12 protein-coding genes are annotated in these 20,086 nt (G+C 61.8%); 1 reads left to right on the top strand and 11 read right to left on the bottom strand.

The features are described 5' to 3' along the window. The 5 genes from astB to K9857_RS19585 form a co-directional block, all read right to left on the bottom strand. The coding region (gene astB / locus K9857_RS19565) for an N-succinylarginine dihydrolase (RefSeq protein ID WP_224538421.1) at window positions 1-1,317 on the bottom strand (1,317 nt) is incomplete at its 3' end. Between the two features lie 164 nt (window positions 1,318-1,481). Continuing rightward, a complete protein-coding gene (astD, locus tag K9857_RS19570; protein ID WP_224538448.1) occupies window positions 1,482-2,951 on the bottom strand; it encodes a succinylglutamate-semialdehyde dehydrogenase in 1,470 nt (489 codons plus the stop codon). Then, complete coding sequence (gene astA, locus K9857_RS19575) at window positions 2,948-3,970, bottom strand: arginine N-succinyltransferase (protein ID WP_224538423.1); 1,023 nt, start codon at window positions 3,968-3,970, stop codon at window positions 2,948-2,950. Before astA ends, astD begins: the two co-directional genes overlap by 4 nt. Before the next feature lie 73 nt (window positions 3,971-4,043). Beyond that, on the bottom strand, window positions 4,044-5,063 hold the full coding sequence (gene aruF, locus K9857_RS19580) for an arginine/ornithine succinyltransferase subunit alpha (protein WP_224538425.1): 1,020 nt from the start codon (window positions 5,061-5,063) through the stop codon (window positions 4,044-4,046). A gap of 227 nt (window positions 5,064-5,290) precedes the next feature. Beyond that, entirely contained in the window at window positions 5,291-6,511 is a 1,221-nt protein-coding gene (locus K9857_RS19585) for an aspartate aminotransferase family protein (protein ID WP_224538426.1), read from the bottom strand. Window positions 6,512-6,816: 305 nt separating this feature from the next. Here K9857_RS19585 and K9857_RS19590 point away from each other — a divergent pair, with 305 nt between their 5' ends. Next, the gene (locus K9857_RS19590) at window positions 6,817-14,499 is read left to right on the top strand and encodes a dermonecrotic toxin domain-containing protein (protein WP_224538429.1); all 7,683 of its coding nucleotides are present in this window, start codon (window positions 6,817-6,819) and stop codon (window positions 14,497-14,499) included. A 4-nt stretch (window positions 14,500-14,503) separates the two neighbouring features. On the opposite strand, the gene argR is transcribed toward K9857_RS19590, so the two are convergent. The 6 genes from argR to K9857_RS19620 all read right to left on the bottom strand — a co-directional run bounded on the left by argR (window position 14,504) and on the right by K9857_RS19620 (window position 19,869). Next, window positions 14,504-15,484 (bottom strand): transcriptional regulator ArgR, encoded by a 981-nt coding sequence (gene argR, locus K9857_RS19595; RefSeq protein WP_224538431.1) that lies wholly within the window; start codon window positions 15,482-15,484, stop codon window positions 14,504-14,506. A gap of 225 nt (window positions 15,485-15,709) precedes the next feature. Next, entirely contained in the window at window positions 15,710-16,474 is a 765-nt protein-coding gene (locus K9857_RS19600) for an ABC transporter ATP-binding protein (RefSeq protein ID WP_175379561.1), read from the bottom strand. Window positions 16,475-16,502: 28 nt separating this feature from the next. Further along, window positions 16,503-17,615: a M14 family metallopeptidase gene (locus K9857_RS19605; protein WP_224538433.1), complete on the bottom strand. Its 1,113-nt coding sequence runs from the start codon at window positions 17,613-17,615 to the stop codon at window positions 16,503-16,505. Window position 17,616: 1 nt separating this feature from the next. Further along, complete coding sequence (locus K9857_RS19610; protein ID WP_224538435.1) at window positions 17,617-18,315, bottom strand: ABC transporter permease; 699 nt, start codon at window positions 18,313-18,315, stop codon at window positions 17,617-17,619. Beyond that, window positions 18,312-19,001: an ABC transporter permease gene (locus tag K9857_RS19615; protein WP_224538437.1), complete on the bottom strand. Its 690-nt coding sequence runs from the start codon at window positions 18,999-19,001 to the stop codon at window positions 18,312-18,314. Before K9857_RS19615 ends, K9857_RS19610 begins: the two co-directional genes overlap by 4 nt. Window positions 19,002-19,092: 91 nt before the next feature. Further along, complete coding sequence (locus K9857_RS19620; RefSeq protein ID WP_224538438.1) at window positions 19,093-19,869, bottom strand: ABC transporter substrate-binding protein; 777 nt, start codon at window positions 19,867-19,869, stop codon at window positions 19,093-19,095. Window positions 19,870-20,086 lie beyond the last annotated feature (217 nt).

The raw sequence follows: 20,086 nt of genomic DNA on the forward strand, positions 1-20,086 counted from the left end.
CAGTTTAAGGATTTGCGTCAGTTCATCCAGTGCCGTCCGGCACTCAAGCAGCAATTGCGGGTCCGCCAGGTCGCTCTCGGCCATGCGGTCGCGGTAGTGCTTGTTAACCCATTCGGTCAATGTGCCGTACAACGGTGCGGTCATGATAACGCCTGGGTTGACCGCCGCCAGTTCAGTTTCATTGAGCGCCACGCGCAAACGCAGGCAAGCCGGACCACCGCCGTTCTGCATGCTTTGCTTGAGATCGAACACCTTCACCTCGCGGATCAGGCCGCCGGAGCTGGTCAGGCCCTGCAGGTACTGCCAGACGCGCTCGTTGGCGTGGCACTCTTCCGGCACGATCAACAGCATGGAGCCGTCCGGGCGCGACAGCAGTTGGCTGTTGAACAGGTAGGAGCGGACCGCATCTTCGACGCTGACCGCCGCACGCGGCACGCACACCGACTGGAAGTTGCCGCCGACCTTGCCCAGCTTGCTCGCCAGTTCAGCCAGCATCTTGTCGGTCTCGAGGAACGCATCCTCGTGATAGAACAACACTTCGCCATTGCCCACGGCGATCACGTCGTTGTGGAACACGCCCTGATCGATCACCGACGGGTTCTGCTGAGCGTAGACCACGCCGTCATCCTTCAGGCCGTGCAGACGGGCTACCGCCTGCGACGCTTCGAGGGTCTGGCGGGCCGGGTATTTCTGTGGCGCCGGGTAACGGGTGTCGAACGCGCTGCGACCAAACACGAAGAACTCGACGCCGGCTTCGCCGTACTCGCGGCAGAAACGGGTGTGGTTGGCCGCGCCTTCGTCACCGAACTGCGCCACCGCCGGCAAAGCAGCGTGATGGGCGAAGTGTTTCTGATCGGCAAACATCGCCCCCAGCACGCGGCTGGTGGTCGGGTGTTCGATGCTGCGGTGATATTTGCAGTTGAGGTTGGCGGCGGTGAAATGCACGCGGCCGTCCGCGGTGTCGGCGCTCGGGCTGACGGTGGCGGCGTTGGCGACCCACATGCTCGATGCCGAGCAACTGGCGACCAGCAGCGGCATCGCGTCTTTGGCGGCCTGTTGGATCACTTGTGCGTCGGTGCCGGCAAAGCCCAGGCGGCGCAGTGCGGCTACGTCCGGGCGCTCTTGCGGTGCCAGCACGCCTTGCTGAAAGCCCATGTCCATCAGCGCCTTCATTTTGGACAGGCCTTGGAGTGCTGCTTCCTTCGGATTGGACGCCTGCTGACTGTTGCTCTGGGACGCGACGTTGCCGTAGGACAAACCGCCGTAGTTATGGGTCGGCCCCACTAGACCGTCGAAATTGACTTCATAGGATTTCATTAGCGAGGCTCCACGAGAATCTGTTTGTTATAGGCTTCAGTAGCTATTCAGTACGACCGCGGCGCGGCCATCGCGGGCAAGCCCGGCTCCCACAGGTTCGGAGGTGTTCACACATTTTGTGGTCCACTCAATCACTGTGGGAGCGGGCTTGCCCGCGATTGGCATCACGCCATCTTCACGCCCGGCGTCAGGGCAGCAGGCAACACCAGGCTCGGTGTTTCCAGCGAGGCCACCGGGTAGGCGCAGTAGTCCGCCGCGTAGTAGGCGCTGGCGCGGTGGTTGCCCGAGGCGCCGACGCCGCCGAACGGCGCGCTGCTGGCGGCGCCGGTCAGTTGCTTGTTCCAGTTGACGATACCGGCGCGGCTTTCCAGCCAGAACTGCTGGTAACGCGCCTCGGAGTCCGACAGCAGGCCGGCGGCCAGGCCGTAGTTGGTGTCGTTGGCTTCAGCGATCGCCGCTTCGAAATCGGCGTAGCGGAGCACTTGCAGCAGCGGCCCGAACAGCTCTTCGTCCGGGCGCTCGGCTACGGCGGTCACGTCGAGAATGCCTGGGGTCAGCAATGCGGCCTGAGCCTGGGGCTGAGTCATTTCCAGCAGCGCCACCGCGCCGTTGGCCAGCAGATGCTCCTGGGCGTCCATCAGTGCCTTGGCCGCGCCAAGGGAAATCACCGAACCCATGAACGGCGCAGGCTGTTGATCGAACGCACCGACGTCGATGGTAGCGCTGACCGCCACCAGCCGCGCCAGCAACGCATCGCCCCAGGCGCCTTGCGGCACCAGCAGGCGGCGTGCACAGGTGCAACGCTGCCCGGCGGAAATGAACGCCGATTGAATGATGGTGTAGACCGCGGCATCCACGTCGGCGACCTGATCGACCACCAGCGGGTTGTTGCCGCCCATCTCCAGCGCAAGGATCTTGTCCGGACGACCGGCGAATTGATTGTGCAGGTGATTACCGGTGCGGCTGGAGCCGGTGAAGAACAGGCCGTCGATGCCCGGGTTCGCCGCCAGGGCGATACCGGTTTCGCGAGCGCCTTGCAGCAGGTTCAGCACGCCAGCTGGCAAGCCGGCTTCGATCCAGCACTTGACCGTCAGTTCGGCGACTTTCGGCGTCAGCTCGCTGGGCTTGAACAGCACGCTGTTGCCCGCCAGCAGCGCCGGGACGATATGACCGTTGGGCAAGTGCCCCGGGAAGTTGTAAGGGCCGAACACAGCCACCACACCGTGAGGCTTGTGACGCAACACGGCGGTGGCGTCGCCCAGCGGGCCGCTCTTCTCGCCGGTGCGTTCGCGGTAGCTTTGCACCGAGATCGCAATCTTGTTGACCATGCTGGTGACTTCGGTCGCCGACTCCCACAGGGGCTTGCCGGTTTCCTCACCGATGGTGCGGGCCAGTTCGTCCGCGTGGCTCTTCAGGGTCGCGGCAAAGGCTTCCAGCACCGAGATACGCTCTTCCAGGGTGCGACGTGCCCAGCCCGGAAACGCCTGACGCGCGGCCTGCACAGCCGACTCGACCTGGGCGGCGGTGGCGCCGTTGCCGGACCACAGCACTTGCTGAGTCACCGGGTTCAACGACTCAAAGACTTCGCCCTGGCCTTCCAGCCATTCACCTGCGATGTAAAGCGACTTCATTATTTCGACTCCCGAGCGGACAACGGAACGGCGCGCACCTGATCGCCGGCGTTGAGTTGAAGACGTTTGGCGGTCAACGGATCGACCACCAGCGTGCCCGCGGCGAAGCGTGCGGGTGCGGCAGTGATGCGGCAGTCTTCGCGCTTGCGGTTATGAATAATGAACGGCGTGGCGTCATCGCCCGGCGTGCCGATGGCCAGCACCAGCGCCTGACTGTCGCGCACCGCGCGGATCTTGCCGGTTTCGCATTCGATGGCGGGACCGGCGTCGAAGATGTCGACGTAGCCTTGATAGCTGAAGCCTTCGCTCTTGAGCATCGACAGCGCAGGCTCGGTGTCCGGGTGGACCTGGCCGATCACGTTGCGCGCATCCGGCGAGAGGAAGCAGGTGTACAGCGGGAATTTGGGCATCAGTTCGGCGATGAACGCCTTGTTGCCCACACCGGTCAGGTAGTCGGCCTGGCTGAATTCCATCTTGAAGAAGTGCCGGCCCAGGCTTTCCCAGAACGGCGAACGGCCGGCTGCGTCGGACACACCGCGCATCTCGGCGATGATCTTGTTGCCGAACAGTTGCGGGAACTCGGCGATGAACAGCATCCGCGCCTTGGACAGCATGCGACCGTTCAGGCCGGTGCGGTAATCGGCGTGCAGGAACAACGAGCACAACTCGGAATTGCCGGTCAGGTCGTTGGCCAGAAACAGCGTCGGGATTTCACGGTAGATGTTCAGTTCCTGGGAGGCGCTGACGGTCAGGCCGACCCGAAAGTTGTACCAGGGCTCGCGCAGGCCGACGGCACCGGCGATGGCGGAAATGCCCACCACACGACCGTTGTCGTCTTCGAGCACGAACAGATAGTCCGCATCGCCCCGCCCCGCTTCGCCGCGGAAGGTCTTCTCGGCCCAGCCGACCCGATGGGTCAGGCGCTCTTCGTTGGCCGGCAAGGTAGTCAGGCCGGTGCCGGTGCTGCGGGCCAGGTCGATCAGAGCGGGTAAGTCGCTGCTGCGTACGGGACGAACGATCATGCTATCTCCTCAAACGGGCCGCCAACGCCACCCGCGAAACTTCGCTGCTTTGCAGATTGCTTTCAGGCCGGCCTTAAACCGCCACCAGGCGCACGCTGGCACCTTCACCGACACCCAGGGCCTCGGCGGCTTCCAGGTCCAGGGTCACGGGTTTGCCCGGCGCGTAGTCGAGTTCGAGCAACACGGCGCGGTAATCCTGCAACTGGGCATTGGCCACCAGGTACTGGCGACCGACGCCTTTGGCCGGCTCGCCGATCTTCACCGGCACCACGCGGCTCTGGGCGATCGAGCGGATCCCCGAAACGCGGGCGTGCAGGGTCGGGCCGCCGTCGAAAATGTCGATGTAGTGATCGGTCTCGAAGCCTTCGCGCATCAGGATGTCGAAGGTGATCTGCGCCCGCGGGTGCACCTGGCCCATGGCTTCCTGGGCGGAATCGGGCAGCAGTGGCACGTAGATCGGGTAGTGCGGCATCAGTTCGGCCAGGAAGGTACGGCTCTTCAGACCACACAGACGCTCGGCTTCAGCGTAGTTGAGGTCGAAGAAGTTGCGGCCGATGGCGTCCCAGAATGGCGAGTCGCCGTTTTCATCGCTGTAACCGACGATCTCGGTCACCACGGCATCGGCGAAACGCTCCGGATGGCTGGCCACGAACAGCAGGCGGCCACGGGAGTTGAGCTCGGACCACGGCGAACCCACCAGCTCGCGCTGCACGTAGAAGCTGGTCAGCAAGCTGTTGCCGGTCAGGTCGTGGCACTGGGAGAGCACGTGGATCTTGTTGTGAATCTTCAGCTCGCGGGAGGCGTGCACGAAGGTTTCGTTACGGAAGCTGTAGAACGGCTCGGAGTAACCGGCCGAAGCCACGATCGCCGAGCAACCGACGAGCTTGCCGGTGGCGGTGTCTTCGAGGACGAAGAAGTAGCTCTCTTCACCGTTGAAGCTGACTTCGGCGGCGAACGAGGCTTCGCTCGCGGCGATCTTGTCGCTCAGGCGTTCAACGTCATCCGGCAAGGAAGTGACACCAATCGGGCTGTCCGCAGCCAGACGCTGTACCTCGCCCAGATCAGCCATTTGCGCGGGGCGCATCACCAGCATGGTGTCACTCCTTTTTTTACTCTTTGAGGAAAATAAGCCGGGCCCGGTCCTCTCGAACACTGGGGTCAAAAGGTGGGAGCGGGCTTGCTCGCGAATGCGGTGTGTCATCCAACATGAATGGTGACTGACACGGCCCTTTCGCGAGCAAGCCCGCTCCCACATGGGATTCTCGGTCCGGCATAAAAAATTTGGATCGGCGCCTGAATCGTCAGGCGCCGAAAGGTCTATCAGGCTTGCGTCAGTTTTGCCGCAGCACGTTCGAAGCGGTCCAGGCCTTCATCGATGTCGGTATCTTCCACCACCAGGCTCGGGGCGAAACGCACTACGTCAGGACCGGCTTGCAGGACCATCAGGCCCTCTTTTTCAGCGGCGTTGAAGATGTCCTTGGCCTTGCCCTTCCAGGCATCGCTCAGCACGCAACCGATCAACAGGCCCATACCACGCACCTGGGTGAACAGCCCGTACTTCTCGCCGATCTGCTCAAGGCGCGCCTTGAATTTTTCGTGTTTGGCATTCACGCCTGCCAGTACTTCAGGGGTGTTGACCACGTCCATCACGGCGCCCGCGACGGCGCACGCCAGCGGGTTGCCGCCGTAGGTGGTGCCGTGGGTACCGACCACCAGGTGCTTGGCCAGGTCTTCTGTGGTCAGCATCGCCGCGATCGGGAAACCGCCACCCAGGCTCTTGGCGCTGGTCAGGATGTCCGGGATCACGCCGTAGTGCTGATAGGCGAACAGTTTGCCGGTACGGCCCATGCCGGTCTGCACTTCGTCGAAGATCAGCAGCGCATTGTGCGCGGTGCACAGATCACGGGCGCCTTGCAGGTATTCGAGTTCGGCCGGGATCACCCCGCTCTCGCCCTGGATCGGCTCGATGATCACCGCGCAGGTCTTGTCGGAAATGGCGGCTTTGAGGGCGGCCAGGTCGTTGTACGGCACGTGGGTGATGCCGGTGATTTTCGGGCCGAAGCCGTCGGAGTACTTCGGCTGGCCACCGACGTTCACGGTGAACAGGGTGCGGCCGTGGAAGCTGTTGACGGTGGCGATGATTTCGTATTTTTCACTGCCGGCGCGGTCGAAACCGACACGACGGGCCAGCTTCAGGGCGGCCTCGTTGGCCTCGGCGCCGGAGTTGCAGAAGAACGCACGCTCGGCGAAGGTCGCGTCGACCAGCTTGTGAGCCAGCTGCAGGGCCGGTTCGTTGGTGAACACGTTGGACACGTGCCACAGCTTGTTGGCCTGCTCGGTCAAGGCACCGACCAGTGCCGGATGCGCATGGCCCAATACGTTTACGGCAATCCCGCCGGCGAAGTCGATCAGCTCGCGGCCGGACTGGTCCCAGACGCGGGAACCTTCGCCACGTACCGGAATGAAAGCGGCAGGCGCGTAGTTGGGAACCATTACCTGGTCGAAATCGGCGCGTTCTACCGCAGCGTGCTCAACGGACATCGGAGTCTCCTGAAGAGAAAACACCCGCCTGAAACTGGCGAGCGATGGGGGGATTGTAAGGACAGTTTTCAGCCCGGCCTTGTCGCCAAGCGACAACTTCTTATAGCGCAAACCCCGGTTTTTCCCGGGTTTACGGCAATGCGACATATAGGGTCGCAAAGGCGCAGTTTAACTGTCCGGTGTGAATAGCGGCAGGGTTGCGGGGATTTGATTTGCGCAAACGGCGCGCACCTAACTATGCATCGCATTTCGATCGCAGCCTTCTGATTTGCTTGGGCGCTTTCCAACGCCCAAGGAATGGCACGATGAAACGAAAGCAAGCTTCACACTCCGCAGCCCCGCAACACCCCGCAAGCCACTATCAACACCTGAAGAACGCGATCCCCCATTGGCTCGGCCAAGCTTCACCGGCCAGGCGCCTGGCCTTGAAAGGCGTACAGCCCCGGCTCGCCGACCACCTGAAGAACGCCTCTCCCGACCACCACCAGGAAATGAAGGCCCTCAACGTCGCGCACTGGACCGCGCAAAACAACGTCGACCAACACCTGTCCGCGCTACAGGACGTCAATGCCTTCGCCGAACCCCTGCTCAAGGAAGCACTGCGCAGCCGTTTCGGCCTGGATCTGGACGTCAGGACCACCTTCCTCCATCTATACGTGCCCGCTTCAATCCCCTGGTTCCCGGTCAAAACCGGCGCACGGGCCTGGACGGTTTCGCTGCTGGATGCGACCCTTCATAACTTCGAAACCCAGGAAGTCGAGGACGATGCCTATGAATCCCACTCGACTTTCATCACCGCACCCGACGCAAAAGGCCAGTTCGACACCCTGCCCGCCCTCAAGCAAAAGCTCGGTATCCCGACATTTATCCGACTTTGCCGGGAACTGGACATCGGTGCCCAGTACGCTCGCCATCTCGACGAACACCTGGGTTTGTCCGAGCCGGTCAGCGCCGCCGTCCTGCGCCTGAAGATAGACGCCAGCCAGAAAGCCGCGATGCAGGCAGCCCTGCAACTGGCGCGGATGAACCGGGATATCAGTGAGGTTTACTTGCGCCTGATCGGCGGGCTTCTCGATGGCTTGCAGGGCATGCGCATCGATGGGCAGCCGCTGCTTTGTCACGACCTGACGATGCTGTCCGCCCGGCTCACCGGCATCGTGATTTTCTCCCCGGACTTTGATCAAACCCGGCAGACGAGCCGGGTGGTGGCGTACGTGCCGGATGATCCCGAGCACCCATTCAAGGAGTACGCCTCACCCGCCGCGGCAGCCGCCGAACTGATCCGGCAGCTGCGCTCGAAGGATTACCAACAGTTTTTCAGTCGCTTCGTAGACCACAAGCAACGCGGCGTGTTTTTCGCCAACCTGAATCATCGCCTGAGCGAAATGACCTGGCATGAGCCCGTTCATGGAAGCTCTCTGCCCACCTGGCGAGAAAGCCCGATCGAAAACCCGAACCTGCAGATCAGGACCACACCGATCAACGCCAACCTGTGGCAGCACCTCTTTGAAACCAAACTGAACAAGCTCCTCAACGACGCTCGGGCTATTGCAGTCTCGACAGCCGATGCCGACCAGAAAGCGCGCTGGGCGTTTTGGGATTCCGTGGCCAACATCGCTTCGGCGATTCTCCAGGCCGCCGCATTCATCGTCGCGCCGTTCGTGCCGGTGCTGGGCGCACTGATGATGGGTTACATGGCATATCAATTACTCGACGAGGTTTTTGAGGGGATCATCGATTGGGCAGAAGGCCTGACCGACGAAGCCTTCGGTCACCTGATGGGTACTGTGGAATCGCTGATTCAACTGGGACTCTTCGCAGTCGGCGGCGCCATTGTCGCGGCCGAGTTTCGCAATGTGCTGCCCAAGGAAATCGTGGAGTTCATCGACAGATTCAAGCCGGTCGAACTTCCCAACGGCGCGACCCGCTACTGGAAACCAGACCTTGCGAGCTACCAGCAAAACGTCCTGCCAGATTCGCCCGCCAATGAACTGGGCCTGCACCCACATCAAGGCAAACACCTGCTGCCCATCGAAGACACTCACTTCGCCGTGCGCGAAGACAAGCTCACCGGCCTTTACCGCATCGACCACCCGGCCCGACCCGACGCCTATAAACCGACTTTGCGCCACAACGGCGAAGGCGCCTGGCACACCGAACTCGAACAGCCGCTCGAATGGGATGCGCCCACCGTCCTGCGTCGCATCGGCCCCGCCGTCGACGACTTCTCCCCCGCCAGACGCGAACAGATCCTCAAGGTCAGCGGCTACTCCGAAGACGTGCTGCGCAAGATGCACGTCAACCAAGAGCCCGTACCGCCCTTGCTCGCCGACAGCATCCGGCGCTTCAAAATCGATCAGGACCTTGAACAGTTCATCGACCAACTGGACAGCGACCAGTACCTCGACGCAGATCCACTGAACCAACTGCAATTGCTCGCAGAACACGAGCGTTGGCCGGCCGATAAAAGGCTGCGCTGGACAGATGACGAAACCACCTGGCAATCCTCGGCCGACCCAACCCTGCCACTGATCGAACTGCGACCGGACCGCCTGATAAAACGCGACCCACTGAACACTCTGCTGAGCATCCTGAGCGAAAGCGAAATCAAACCCCTGCTGGGCGAAGAACCTTCCGGCCCCCTGCCCGCCCTCGACGTGCGCGCCCGCCTGTTGCGCAAACAACTGGCACAGATTGCCCGCCAGCAACGCAGCACAATGTTCGAATCCCGCTACAAAAAGCTTGAGCAACGTGAGGACCCACTCGCGCAACAGACCCCGAAACTACCCAGCAGCATCACCCGAGAACTGCTCAACACCGCCACCGATTCCGAACGCCAGCAGATCCGCGCCGGCCAACTGCCAGAACGCCAACAGACGCTGATGCAACTGGCCAGCGAAGAAGTTCGAGTGACCCGCGCCTTCGAAGGACTGGAGCTGGATTCCGTCAGCAATCCGGACACCGACACCCTCGCCCTGCACAGCCTGCAACGGCTACCCGGCTGGAGCGGCCAGGTGCGCATTGAGGTCCGCGATCTTGGCTACGAAGGAAAGCTGCTGGACAGCACCGGCCCTGCGGACGCCCCTCAACAAAAAGTGCTCGTCAAACTCGAAGACGGCACTTGGCAGCCCTATGACGATCGCGGCCAGGCACTGAGTTCGGCCACCGACTTCTATTCCAGCGTCCTGTCTGCCCTGCCGGATACCGAGCGCCAGGCGCTGGACATCCACATCGGCCAAGGACAAAAACTGAAAGACGCCATCCGCGCACGTCCGCTCGAACGCAGCGAACTGCGCGTGGCGATCGCGCTTCCACCGATGACCGATGCCGCCCCGGAAGGCTTGCGACTGGTCACCTCCGACGGTTATCGACGGCAGATACGCGCCATGCCCTACACCCTGGAAGATCGCGCCCGGCAGATCTACCCCGCGCATTCCCCGGAAGAAATCCAGACGCTGATTGCGACCCTTCAACGCCACCCCGACGGTGTGCGCGCCGAGCTGTCCCGACTCAACAGCGAGTACATTCGCCTGTCCAATGATCTGCATCGCTGGGCCAACGATGTGCCGGGCAATGATCCCGCCACCGGGCTCGCGCTGACCGACACTCAGCTTCGGGACGTGTTGCGCAATCGCGCGCAGATGAAAGAAGCCATCCAGCGCAGCTGGCGCAAAGAGGCGCGAGGCCTGTCCGGCTACACCCTGCAAATCCACGGACCGATCATGGGCGAGTTGCCCGCGCTGGACGCCGATTTCAGCCACATCGCCTTCCTGTCCATCGAAGGCGGAATCACCGACACCAACGTAGACGCATTCCTGCAACGCTTCCCCGGCCTGCTGCACCTGGACCTGAAAAACATCCCCCTGCGAGCACTGCCACAACCCATCGCACGGATGCCCGGCTTGCGACAGCTGATCGTGCAAAACGCCGGTATCCGATACACACCGGCCGACCAGCAGAAACTCAGTGCATTGCCCGCGTTGACGTTGCTGGACCTGCAAGGCAATCCACTTGCCCACACGCCCAACGTCAACCGCCTGCCCGCGCTGCGCCACCTCAACCTGGCCAACACTGGCATATCCCGAGCGCCCGCCGGCCTGCTGGAGCATCCGCATCTGCTCGGCGCCCGCCTGAGCGGCAACCGCATCAGTGAACTGCCCGCCGGATTCTTCGAACTGCACGCCGACCTCAGCGGCGGCTTCGACCTTTCCAACAATCCGCTGACTGCCGTCACGCGCGAGCGAGTGAAGCTGTATTACGCCCGCACCGGCAGACACTACGGCGTGCTGGCCGAACAAGCCGATATCGATCGCACCATCGCCCTGTTCCCGGATCGGGATGCGCAGCAGGCGACCGACCTGATCTATCGTCTTCCCGGCACCTTGACCCAGGGTCGGCTGCAACTCACCGCCTGGGAAAACGAAATTGCCCAACTGACTGGCGACCTTGCGCAATGGTCAGCCGACATTCCCACCCGGCACCCCGCCACCGGTCAGTCGCTGGGCATCAACGAGATCTTCTCCGAACAAGTCGCCAGGAAAGCATTCGCCACGGAACTGGAAGGGCTGTGGCGCAGACGACTGGGTGAAGCCTTGAACCCGTTCAGAGCCGAACTGAAATTCATCGGCGACATGCCCGAACTCGCAGCGGATTTCAGCCATGTGTCGAGCATGGGCCTGACCGGCAATGGCGCCGTGACGGCAATCGACCCGTTCCTGCAACGCTTCACGGGATTGCGCACCCTGCACCTGAACGATTTCGACTTGAAGCTTCTCCCGCAGTCGATCACCCGGATGCCGCAACTCGACACGCTGATCCTGCACAGTTGCGGCGTGGTGTTCACACCCGAAGGCCAGACAGCCCTCGCGTCCCTGCGTCAGCTTGAAGCCCTGGAGCTGACCCACAATCCACTCGCCACCGCTCCCGACCTGAGCGCGATGCCCAGCCTGACCTACGTCGACCTGTCCAACACCGGCATCGACTCGGTGCCGGCCGGCTTGATCGATCACCCCAAACTGAAAAGCGCCGTGTTCAGCAACAACCTGATCACCGAACTGCCCGAGGCGCTGTACCAGCTGCCGGTCAACCGCATCGACGGACTGGATTTCGCCGACAACCCGCTTTCGCTGGCGACCCAGGAACGGATCAAAACGGCTTTCCGCAACACCGGGCAAGACTTCGGCGTCTGGGCTGACCCGGACGATCTCAACCTGGCCACCGACCTGTTCCCCGCGCTGGATTTCCAGGATGCCAGCGACATGATTTACGACCTGCCCGGCACCCTTGAAGACGGTCGCGTGCAACTCAGGCACTGGAAAGCCGAGCTCACGCAACTGACTCAGGATCTGACCGCCTGGGTCCGGGAAATCCCCAGCCAACACCCGGTTTCCGGCGAGCGGCTCAGCGCCACTGAGCTGTATGACGAGTACGTTTTCAGGAGCCAGTTCAAAGACAAACTTGAGCAGTTTTGGCGCAGCCGCTCGGAGGCTTCTCACATGCGCGAGACCGGCTTCGAAGTGAAACTGAATTTCGTGGGTGACCTGCCGACGCTGACCACCGACTTCAGCCATGTCTCGAGCCTGAGCCTCACCGGCAACGGTGCGGTGCGCGCCACCGGCCCGTTCCTCGAATTGTTCGCCAATGTGCACACGCTGGAGATGAACCATTTCGCGCTCGGGCACATCCCCCGCAACGTCACCCGCCTGCCGCTGCTCAAGGCTCTGAGGTTGAACAATTGCCGCCTGCGGCTCACCCCCGGTGGCCAGACCGCCCTGGCCACACTCGCCAGACTGGAGACGCTGGACCTGAGCGAAAACCCGCTGGCGATCGCACCGGATCTGTCTGGCTTGCCGTTACTGAGCGATATCCGCCTGTCCAAAACCGGCATCGACACTGTGCCGAACGGGATCACCGCGCTTGAGCAACTGAGCGTCCTGCACCTGGATGGCAACCGGATCAGCGAGTTGCCCGATGGGTTCCTCACCCTGAACATGGACATGGTCGAGGAGATCGACCTCGACGAAAACCCGTGGTCCGCGAGCAGCCGGGACAAGATCAAAACCTGCTACGCGCAGAGCGGCTACGACTTCAACGTGCGGCCGGAGCGCGCGGACATGGATCGGGTGCAAGCCTTGTTTCCTGCGCTGGATGACGAAGGCGCCAGCCATGTGATCTATAAATTGCCGGGGACGCTGGAAGACGGTCGCGCGCAATTGGCGAGCTGGGAAACAGAGATCACCCAGTTGATCCGCGACCTTGGGCAATGGTCCGACGACATCGCCTCGCACAACCCTGCGACCGGTCAACGTTTGAGTGTCGCCGAGCTCAATGAACAACGCAGCGCCCGAAACGAGTTTGCGCAACAACTGGAGCAGTTCTGGCGCAAGCGCTCGACCGAGGCACCGGAAGCCCGGGCGGAATTTTTCGCGGCGCAACCGACCTTCTTCGGCGAGTTGCCTGCCGTCACCAGCGACTTCAGCCACGTCGTCGCGTTGTCCCTCTCCGGCACCGATTTTCAGAGTGTGCCATCACGTTTTCTTGAATGCTTCCCCGGCTTGCAGCACCTGGAAATCCGCGACTTCAGCGTGGGTCGCGTGCCGCAGGCCGTCAGCAACATGCCCGCTCTGGAGAACCTGGTGTTGACCCACTGCGGCGTCGTGCTGGACGCCGAAGGTCTGGCCGCTCTGACCTCGCGCGCCAACCTGGAGATGCTCGACCTGTTCGAGAATCCGTTGGGACAGATTCCCGATCTAACCAGCCTGCCCAAGCTCAAGTTCATCGATCTTTCCCGCACCGGAATCGAGCGCATTCCGAACGGTCTGCTGAATCACCCTGCGCTGGAGACCGCGATCCTCGGCTACAACCGGATCAAGGAATTGCCGGAGGCAGCCTTCCAATTGCCAATCGCGATCGAGATCAGCAAAGGCTTCGATTTCGGCGACAACCCTTACACCAACGCCACCCGCGAACGGATCAAGGCCTATCATCAGAAAACCGCTTACGACCTGGGCGTCCTCGCGCCCGAGGCGGACATCGATCAAGCCATGGAGCTCTACCCCAATCTGGACGTCGATCAGGCCAGCGAACTGGTTTATCACCTGCCCGGCACCCTGGCCGATGGACGTATGGAACTGGCACGCAAAAAAGCCGAGCTCGCCAGCCTGATCAGCGACCTGACCGTGTGGACCACCGACATCCCCGACCATCCCGTGACCGGCCTGCCCCTGAGCGGCGAAGCCCTGCTGCAGGAGCAAGGCAAACGCCAGGAATTCAAGGCCAGCCTTGAGCGCTGCTGGCGCAAAATCCCGAGCGAACATGAGCCCGTGAGTGATCTGGGCCTCATGTTCCACCTGTCCTTCATCGGTGATCTGCCGGTACTGACCGCGGACTTCGGGCATGTTCCGGAGCTGTACCTGACCAGCACAACGGACCTTGCCCCGAGGCTGGGTCGCTTCCTTGATTACTTCCCCAATCTGCAGAGCCTTTCCGTGCGCGGGTATCAGCTGGACGACCTGCCCGAGATGATCTTCAAGATGAAAAGGCTGACGGCGCTGAGCCTGCCGGAATGCCGCGTGACCTTGAGTCGCACGACTGCGAATGCGCTCGCAGGGATGGACAACCTCAACAGCCTCAACCTGCGGGACAACCCGCTGGGCCGCACGCCGGACCTGCGCAACTTGCGGGAGTTGTCGACGCTGAACCTGAGCAACACCGGGCTGCGGGAGATACCGAGGGGCGTGCTGGACAGCCGCGCGCTGATGTACGCGGACCTGTCCGACAACGCGATCACCGAGATGCCGGTGGAACTGATGGAAACCAATCCGGACAACACCGCCGATTTCGACTTCAGCGGCAATCCATTCACCCCGCAAAGCCTGCAACGCATCGCGGCGTACTTTCATGACACGGGGAACACGCTGGGTATCGAGGCCGTAGCCGGCATGCCGCGACCGGGCGACATTGCGCCCGACGTCGATATGGAAAGCTGACGCCTTAGCCGCGTTCGGCGGGCACCGATGACAATTCGAAGGGACTGCTGCTGCGCCGCTGGTTGCGATCTTCCCGCGGCGTGGCACCGAAGAAATTGCGGTAGGCGCTGGAGAAATGTGGCCCCGAGGAGAAGCCGCACGACAGGCCGATCTGGATGATCGACTTGCTGGTTTGCATCAACATCTGCCGGGCCTTGTTCAGGCGCAGTTCCAGGTAATACTGGCTCGGCACGCGATTGAGGTACTGCTTGAAAATCCGCTCCAGCTGGCGACGGGACACGCACACGTGCTGGGCGATTTCGTCGGTGGTCAGCGGCTCTTCGATGTTCGCTTCCATCAACAACACGGCCTGAGTCAGCTTCGGATGACTGGAGCCCAGGCGATTCTGCAATGGAATGCGCTGACGCTCGCCGCCTTCACGAATGCGCTCGACCACCAACTCTTCCGACACCGCACCGGCCAGTTCCGCGCCGTGATCGCGGGCCAATACCGCCAGCAGCAAATCCAGCACCGACATGCCACCGCAAGCGGTCAGGCGATCGCGGTCCCAGTCGAACAGATGGCTGGTGGCGATGACCTTGGGAAAGCGCTCACCGAAATCGTCCTGCCAGCGCCAATGCACCGCCGCGCGATAACCATCGAGCAAACCCAGCTGCGCCAACGGATAGACACCGGCAGACAAACCACCGATCACACAACCGGCACGCACCAGTTGCTTGAGCGCACTGCTGAGCGCCGGCGTCATGCTGGTCGGCGGCTCGTCGGCGAGCAGGAACAGTTTCTGGAAATTCTCGAGCTTGCCGGTCCAGGCCTCGCCCGGCAGTTGCCAGGCACCATCGACCGGAGCCTCGGCCTGCAGGAAGGACAGCTCGTAAACCACTTCCGGATGCACACGCTGAGCAACACGCAAGGCCTCCTCAGCCAGCGCAAGCGTCAGTGCTTTAGTGCTGGGCCAAATCAGGAAACCAATTCGATGGGCAGTCATGGCGGGCAATCCGAAACGATGAACAGTGGTGAAGGCGATGGGCCAATGCTAGTGCAGATCCCCTGTAGGAGCGAGCATGCTCGCGATGGACTCAAGGACACCGCGGGGCATCAGATTTCCCGCGTTATCGTTGACGACCATCGCGAGCATGCTCGCTCCTACAGGGGAGCCGGTCAGTCTAGGACCGCGAAGCATGCACTATATAGGTGCACAAAGCAGCCCCGATTACTTGAGGCTACCCGAAAGGAATTGCTGCAGACGCTCCGATTGCGGGTTAACCAGCACTTCGCGCGGGTTGCCGCTTTCTTCGACCACGCCTTTGTGCAGGAACACCAGCTGGTTCGACACTTCACGGGCGAAGCCCATTTCGTGGGTCACCACCACCATGGTCCGGCCTTCCTGGGCCAGGGCCTGCATCACTTTGAGCACGTCGCCCACCAGCTCCGGGTCGAGCGCCGAGGTCGGTTCGTCGAACAGCATCACTTCCGGTTCCATGGCCAGGGCACGGGCGATCGCCACGCGCTGCTGCTCACCACCGGACATGTGCCCAGGGTAAGCGTCCTTGCGATGGGCCACGCCGACCTTGTTCAGGTACAGCTCGGCCTTCTCGCGGGCTTCAGCCTTGGACACGCCCAGCACGTGAACCGGCGCTTCCATGATGTTTTCCATCGCGGTCATGTGCGACCACAGATTGAAATGCTGAAACACCATCGACAGGCGCGAGCGCATGCGTTGCAGCTGCTTCGGGTCGGCGGCCTTGAGCCCGCCGTCCTTGTTCGCCACCAGTTTCAGCTCTTCGTTATTGAGCAAAATCTTGCCCGCGTGCGGCTGCTCCAGCAGGTTGATGCAGCGCAGGAAGGTACTTTTGCCGGAGCCACTGGAGCCGATGATGCTGATCACATCGCCAGCTGCCGCTTTCAGGGACACGCCCTTGAGCACTTCGTGACTGCCATAGCGTTTATGCAGGTCTTGGACTTCAAGTTTGTACATGCGGTCGGTTCTCACAAAAAGCAGTCAGTCAGTCGTTGAGCAAGCGCCCGTGACGCAGCGCTTCGCGCCCCGCCACCTTGGCCAGCCAGAAACCGGGTTGGGCGTAACGCAGCCGTTCAATGGCAAACAGCACCCCGGACGTACCAGCACACACCGTGCTGACCCGATCCGATAACGGATCGATCACTTCGAAAATCTCGTCGCCGGCTTCGATCCACTCGCCCGGCTGACGCAGGTAACTGATCACGCCAGGGTGCGGCGCGAACAGCAATTCGGTGCCTTCGAACGGCATGCCTTCGCAAGCTTCTTGCGCAGGTTTTGGCCATTCGCCGCTGATCAGGCCTTGCTCGGCCAGGAACGCCAGGATGCCTTCGGCATAGGCTTCGGTGGCTTCACGCCCCGTATCGGCCTGACCACCCAACTCAAGGGTGGTCGCCAGACACGCCAGCGGAATCTGCGCATCCGGGAACAGGCGCGACAGGCGCAGCCAAGGCAGCGAGCAGGCTTCGTCGAAGGAGCTGCCGCCGGAGTCTTCCGCCAGCAACCCCACTTTCACGTCCAGGTGCGCGGCCAGCGAACGCCACTGCGGCCAGTGCTGCGGCAGCGCATACATGTGCAGCGCCGCTTCAGCATCGCAATGCAGGTCCAGCACCACATCGGCGGTGCAAGCGTGGCTGAGCAGCACGCGCTGCATGCCTTGCAACTGGCTGCTGGCCGGTGGCAACGCAGCCAGATGCTCGCTCATGGTCTGGCGGATCAAGCGGATGTTGGCGTGCGGATCGTCACCCAGATGCCCGTCGAGCTGCGCGGCCACCGGGGCGCTCAGTTCGACGAAATCACGGTTGAAGTTCTTGCCGCTGCCCGCTTCGAAACGACCTTGGTGATTGCCCTGCAGCAATTGACCCAGCCCCAGTGGATTGGCCACCGGCACCAGTTCAATCACACCGTTGAGCAGGCCCTGGGCTTCGAGTTCGGCCAGGCGTTTCTTCAGCGCCCAGGCGGTGCGCATGCCCGGCAGTTCATCGGCGTGCAGGCTGGCCTGGATGTAGGCCTTGCGCTCGCCGTTGCCAAAGCGGAACACCGAGATATGGCGCTCGCTACCCAAGTGGCTCCACGGCAACGCGTGATCGATGCGTTCCATATCAGTGCTTCCGCGGGGCCAGGTAGCCCAGCCAGCGGCGCTCGGCCAGTTTGAACAGCTTCACCAGAATGAAGGTCAGGCACAGGTAGAACACGCCGGCGGTGATGTACGCCTCGAACGGCAGGTAGAACTGGGCGTTGACCGTGCGCGCGGCACCGGTGATGTCGATCAGGGTCACGATGGACGCAAGACTGGTGGTCTGCAGCATCATGATCACTTCGTTGCTGTACTGCGGCAGCGCCCGGCGCAGGGCCGACGGCAGCAGGATGCGCTTGTACATCTTGAAGCGCGACATGCCCATGGCCTTGGCCGCTTCGATCTCGCCGTTCGGCGTGGCGCGCAGGCTGCCGGCGATGATTTCGGCGGTATAGGCGCTGGTGTTGATCGCAAAGGCCAGACACGCACAGAAGGTCGCGCTGGACAGCCACGGCCAGAGGTAGCTTTCGCGCACTGCCTGAAATTGCGCCAGACCGTAGTAGATCAAAAACAGCTGCACCAGCATCGGCGTGCCGCGAATCACGTAGGTGTAGACCCACGCCGTCATGTTGACCACGGCGTTTTTCGAGACGCGCATCAAGCCCAGCGGCAACGCACACAGCAGGCCGAAGAACAGCGACAGCGCGAGCAATTTGAGGGTGGTCAGCAACCCGCTGAAGTACAGCGGCAGTGCCTCCCAGATGACGTTGTAGTCGAAGATCATAGCTCAGCCGCCCTTACGCCTACCGAGTAGCGCTTCTCGAGTTGACGCAATGCCAGCAACGAAACACTGGTGATCACCAGGTACAGCGCCGCCACTGCGAGGAAGAAGGTGAAAGGCTCGCGGGTGGCGTCGGCCGCCTGCTTGGCCTTGAACATCATGTCTTGCAGACCCACCACCGAAATCAGCGCGGTGGCCTTGGTCAGTACCAGCCAGTTGTTGGTGAAGCCAGGGATCGCCAGGCGAATCATCTGCGGCACCAGCACCCGGAAGAACACCTGAAAGCTGCTCATGCCGTAGGCCATGCCCGCTTCGGCCTGTCCCTTGGGGATCGCCATGAATGCACCACGGAAGGTTTCCGACAGGTACGCACCGAAGATGAAACCCAGGGTGCCGATACCGGCAGCCAGCGGATTCAGGTCGATGTAGTCGTCGTAGCCGAGCATCGGCGCGACACGGTTGAGCAGGTCCTGACCGCCGTAGAAAATCAGCAGGATCAGCACCAGGTCGGGAATACCGCGAATCACGGTGGAATACAGGTCGCCCAGCCAGGCCAGCCAGCGAACCGGCGACAGACGCAGTGCCACGCCGATCAGGCCCAGCACGATAGCCAACGCCATGGACGACAAGGCGAGCTGAAGCGTCAGCCAAACGCCATCGAGGATGACAGCCCCGTAGCCTTTCAACATGATTCAGGTCCTCGAAAGTTGGGATGAAAAAATGGCGCAAACCTCAGTGATCCTGCTGCTTGCGCCATTTCGGACTTGTCGCCGGAGCGTGTTACTTGCCGTAGATATCGAAGGCGAAGTACTTGTCCTGGATTTGCTTGTACTTGCCGTTTTCGCGGATGGCCGCGATGGCAGCGTTGAGCTTGTCCAGATCGGACTTGTCGCCCTTGCGCACGGCGATGCCTACGCCGTCGCCGAAGTATTTGACGTCAGTGAAGGCCGGACCCACGAACGCGAAGCCTTTGCCGGCGTCGGTTTTCAGGAAGCCGTCTTCCAGCAGCGTAGCGTCTGCCACGGTGCCGTCGAGGCGGCCGGCGGCCACGTCGAGGTAGATTTCGTTCTGCGAACCGTATGGCTTGATCTCGGCGCCCAGTGGAGCCAGGACTTCGCGGGCGAAACGCTCGTGGATCGAACCACGCTGCACGCCGATGTTCTTGCCCTTGAGCTCGGTCAGGCCTTCGCTGACCTGAGTGCCTGCTTTCATGACCAGGCGGGCCGGGGTGTTGTAGTACTTGTTGGTGAAGTCCACGGACTTCTTGCGATCTTCAGTGATCGACATGGACGACAGGATCGCGTCGATCTTGCGCACTTTCAGTGCAGGGATCAGGCCGTCGAACTCTTGCTCGACCCACACGCACTTGACCTTCATCTCTTCGCACAGGGCGTTGCCGATGTCGTAGTCGAAACCGACGATGCTGCCGTCCGGTGCCTTGGAGGCGAATGGAGGGTAAGCCGCTTCGATACCGATTTTCAGAGGTTTTTCATCAGCGAAGGTTGGCAGCGACAGCACGGACAGTGCCAGGGCGCCAAGCAGCACGAGTTTCTTCATCTTGGGACTCCATCGGTAAAGGGCTGAATCGGCAGAGTGAGCGAGAGCCCAATATGCGAATGAGTGGAACCGGAAATTGGTTGCTCCGTCCTGGGAAGCCTGTGCATTTTTTAAACACAGACAACGACGAGCGAGTGATCGGCATTCTAACGACAGGCCCGAGGCCGATATTTCTTCAATGCGACAACTAGTTACAGAAGCACCGAGAAAGCCGTTT

It is taken from the genome of Pseudomonas sp. REP124, assembly GCF_020164475.1.
In the GTDB taxonomy this organism is placed as follows: domain Bacteria; phylum Pseudomonadota; class Gammaproteobacteria; order Pseudomonadales; family Pseudomonadaceae; genus Aquipseudomonas.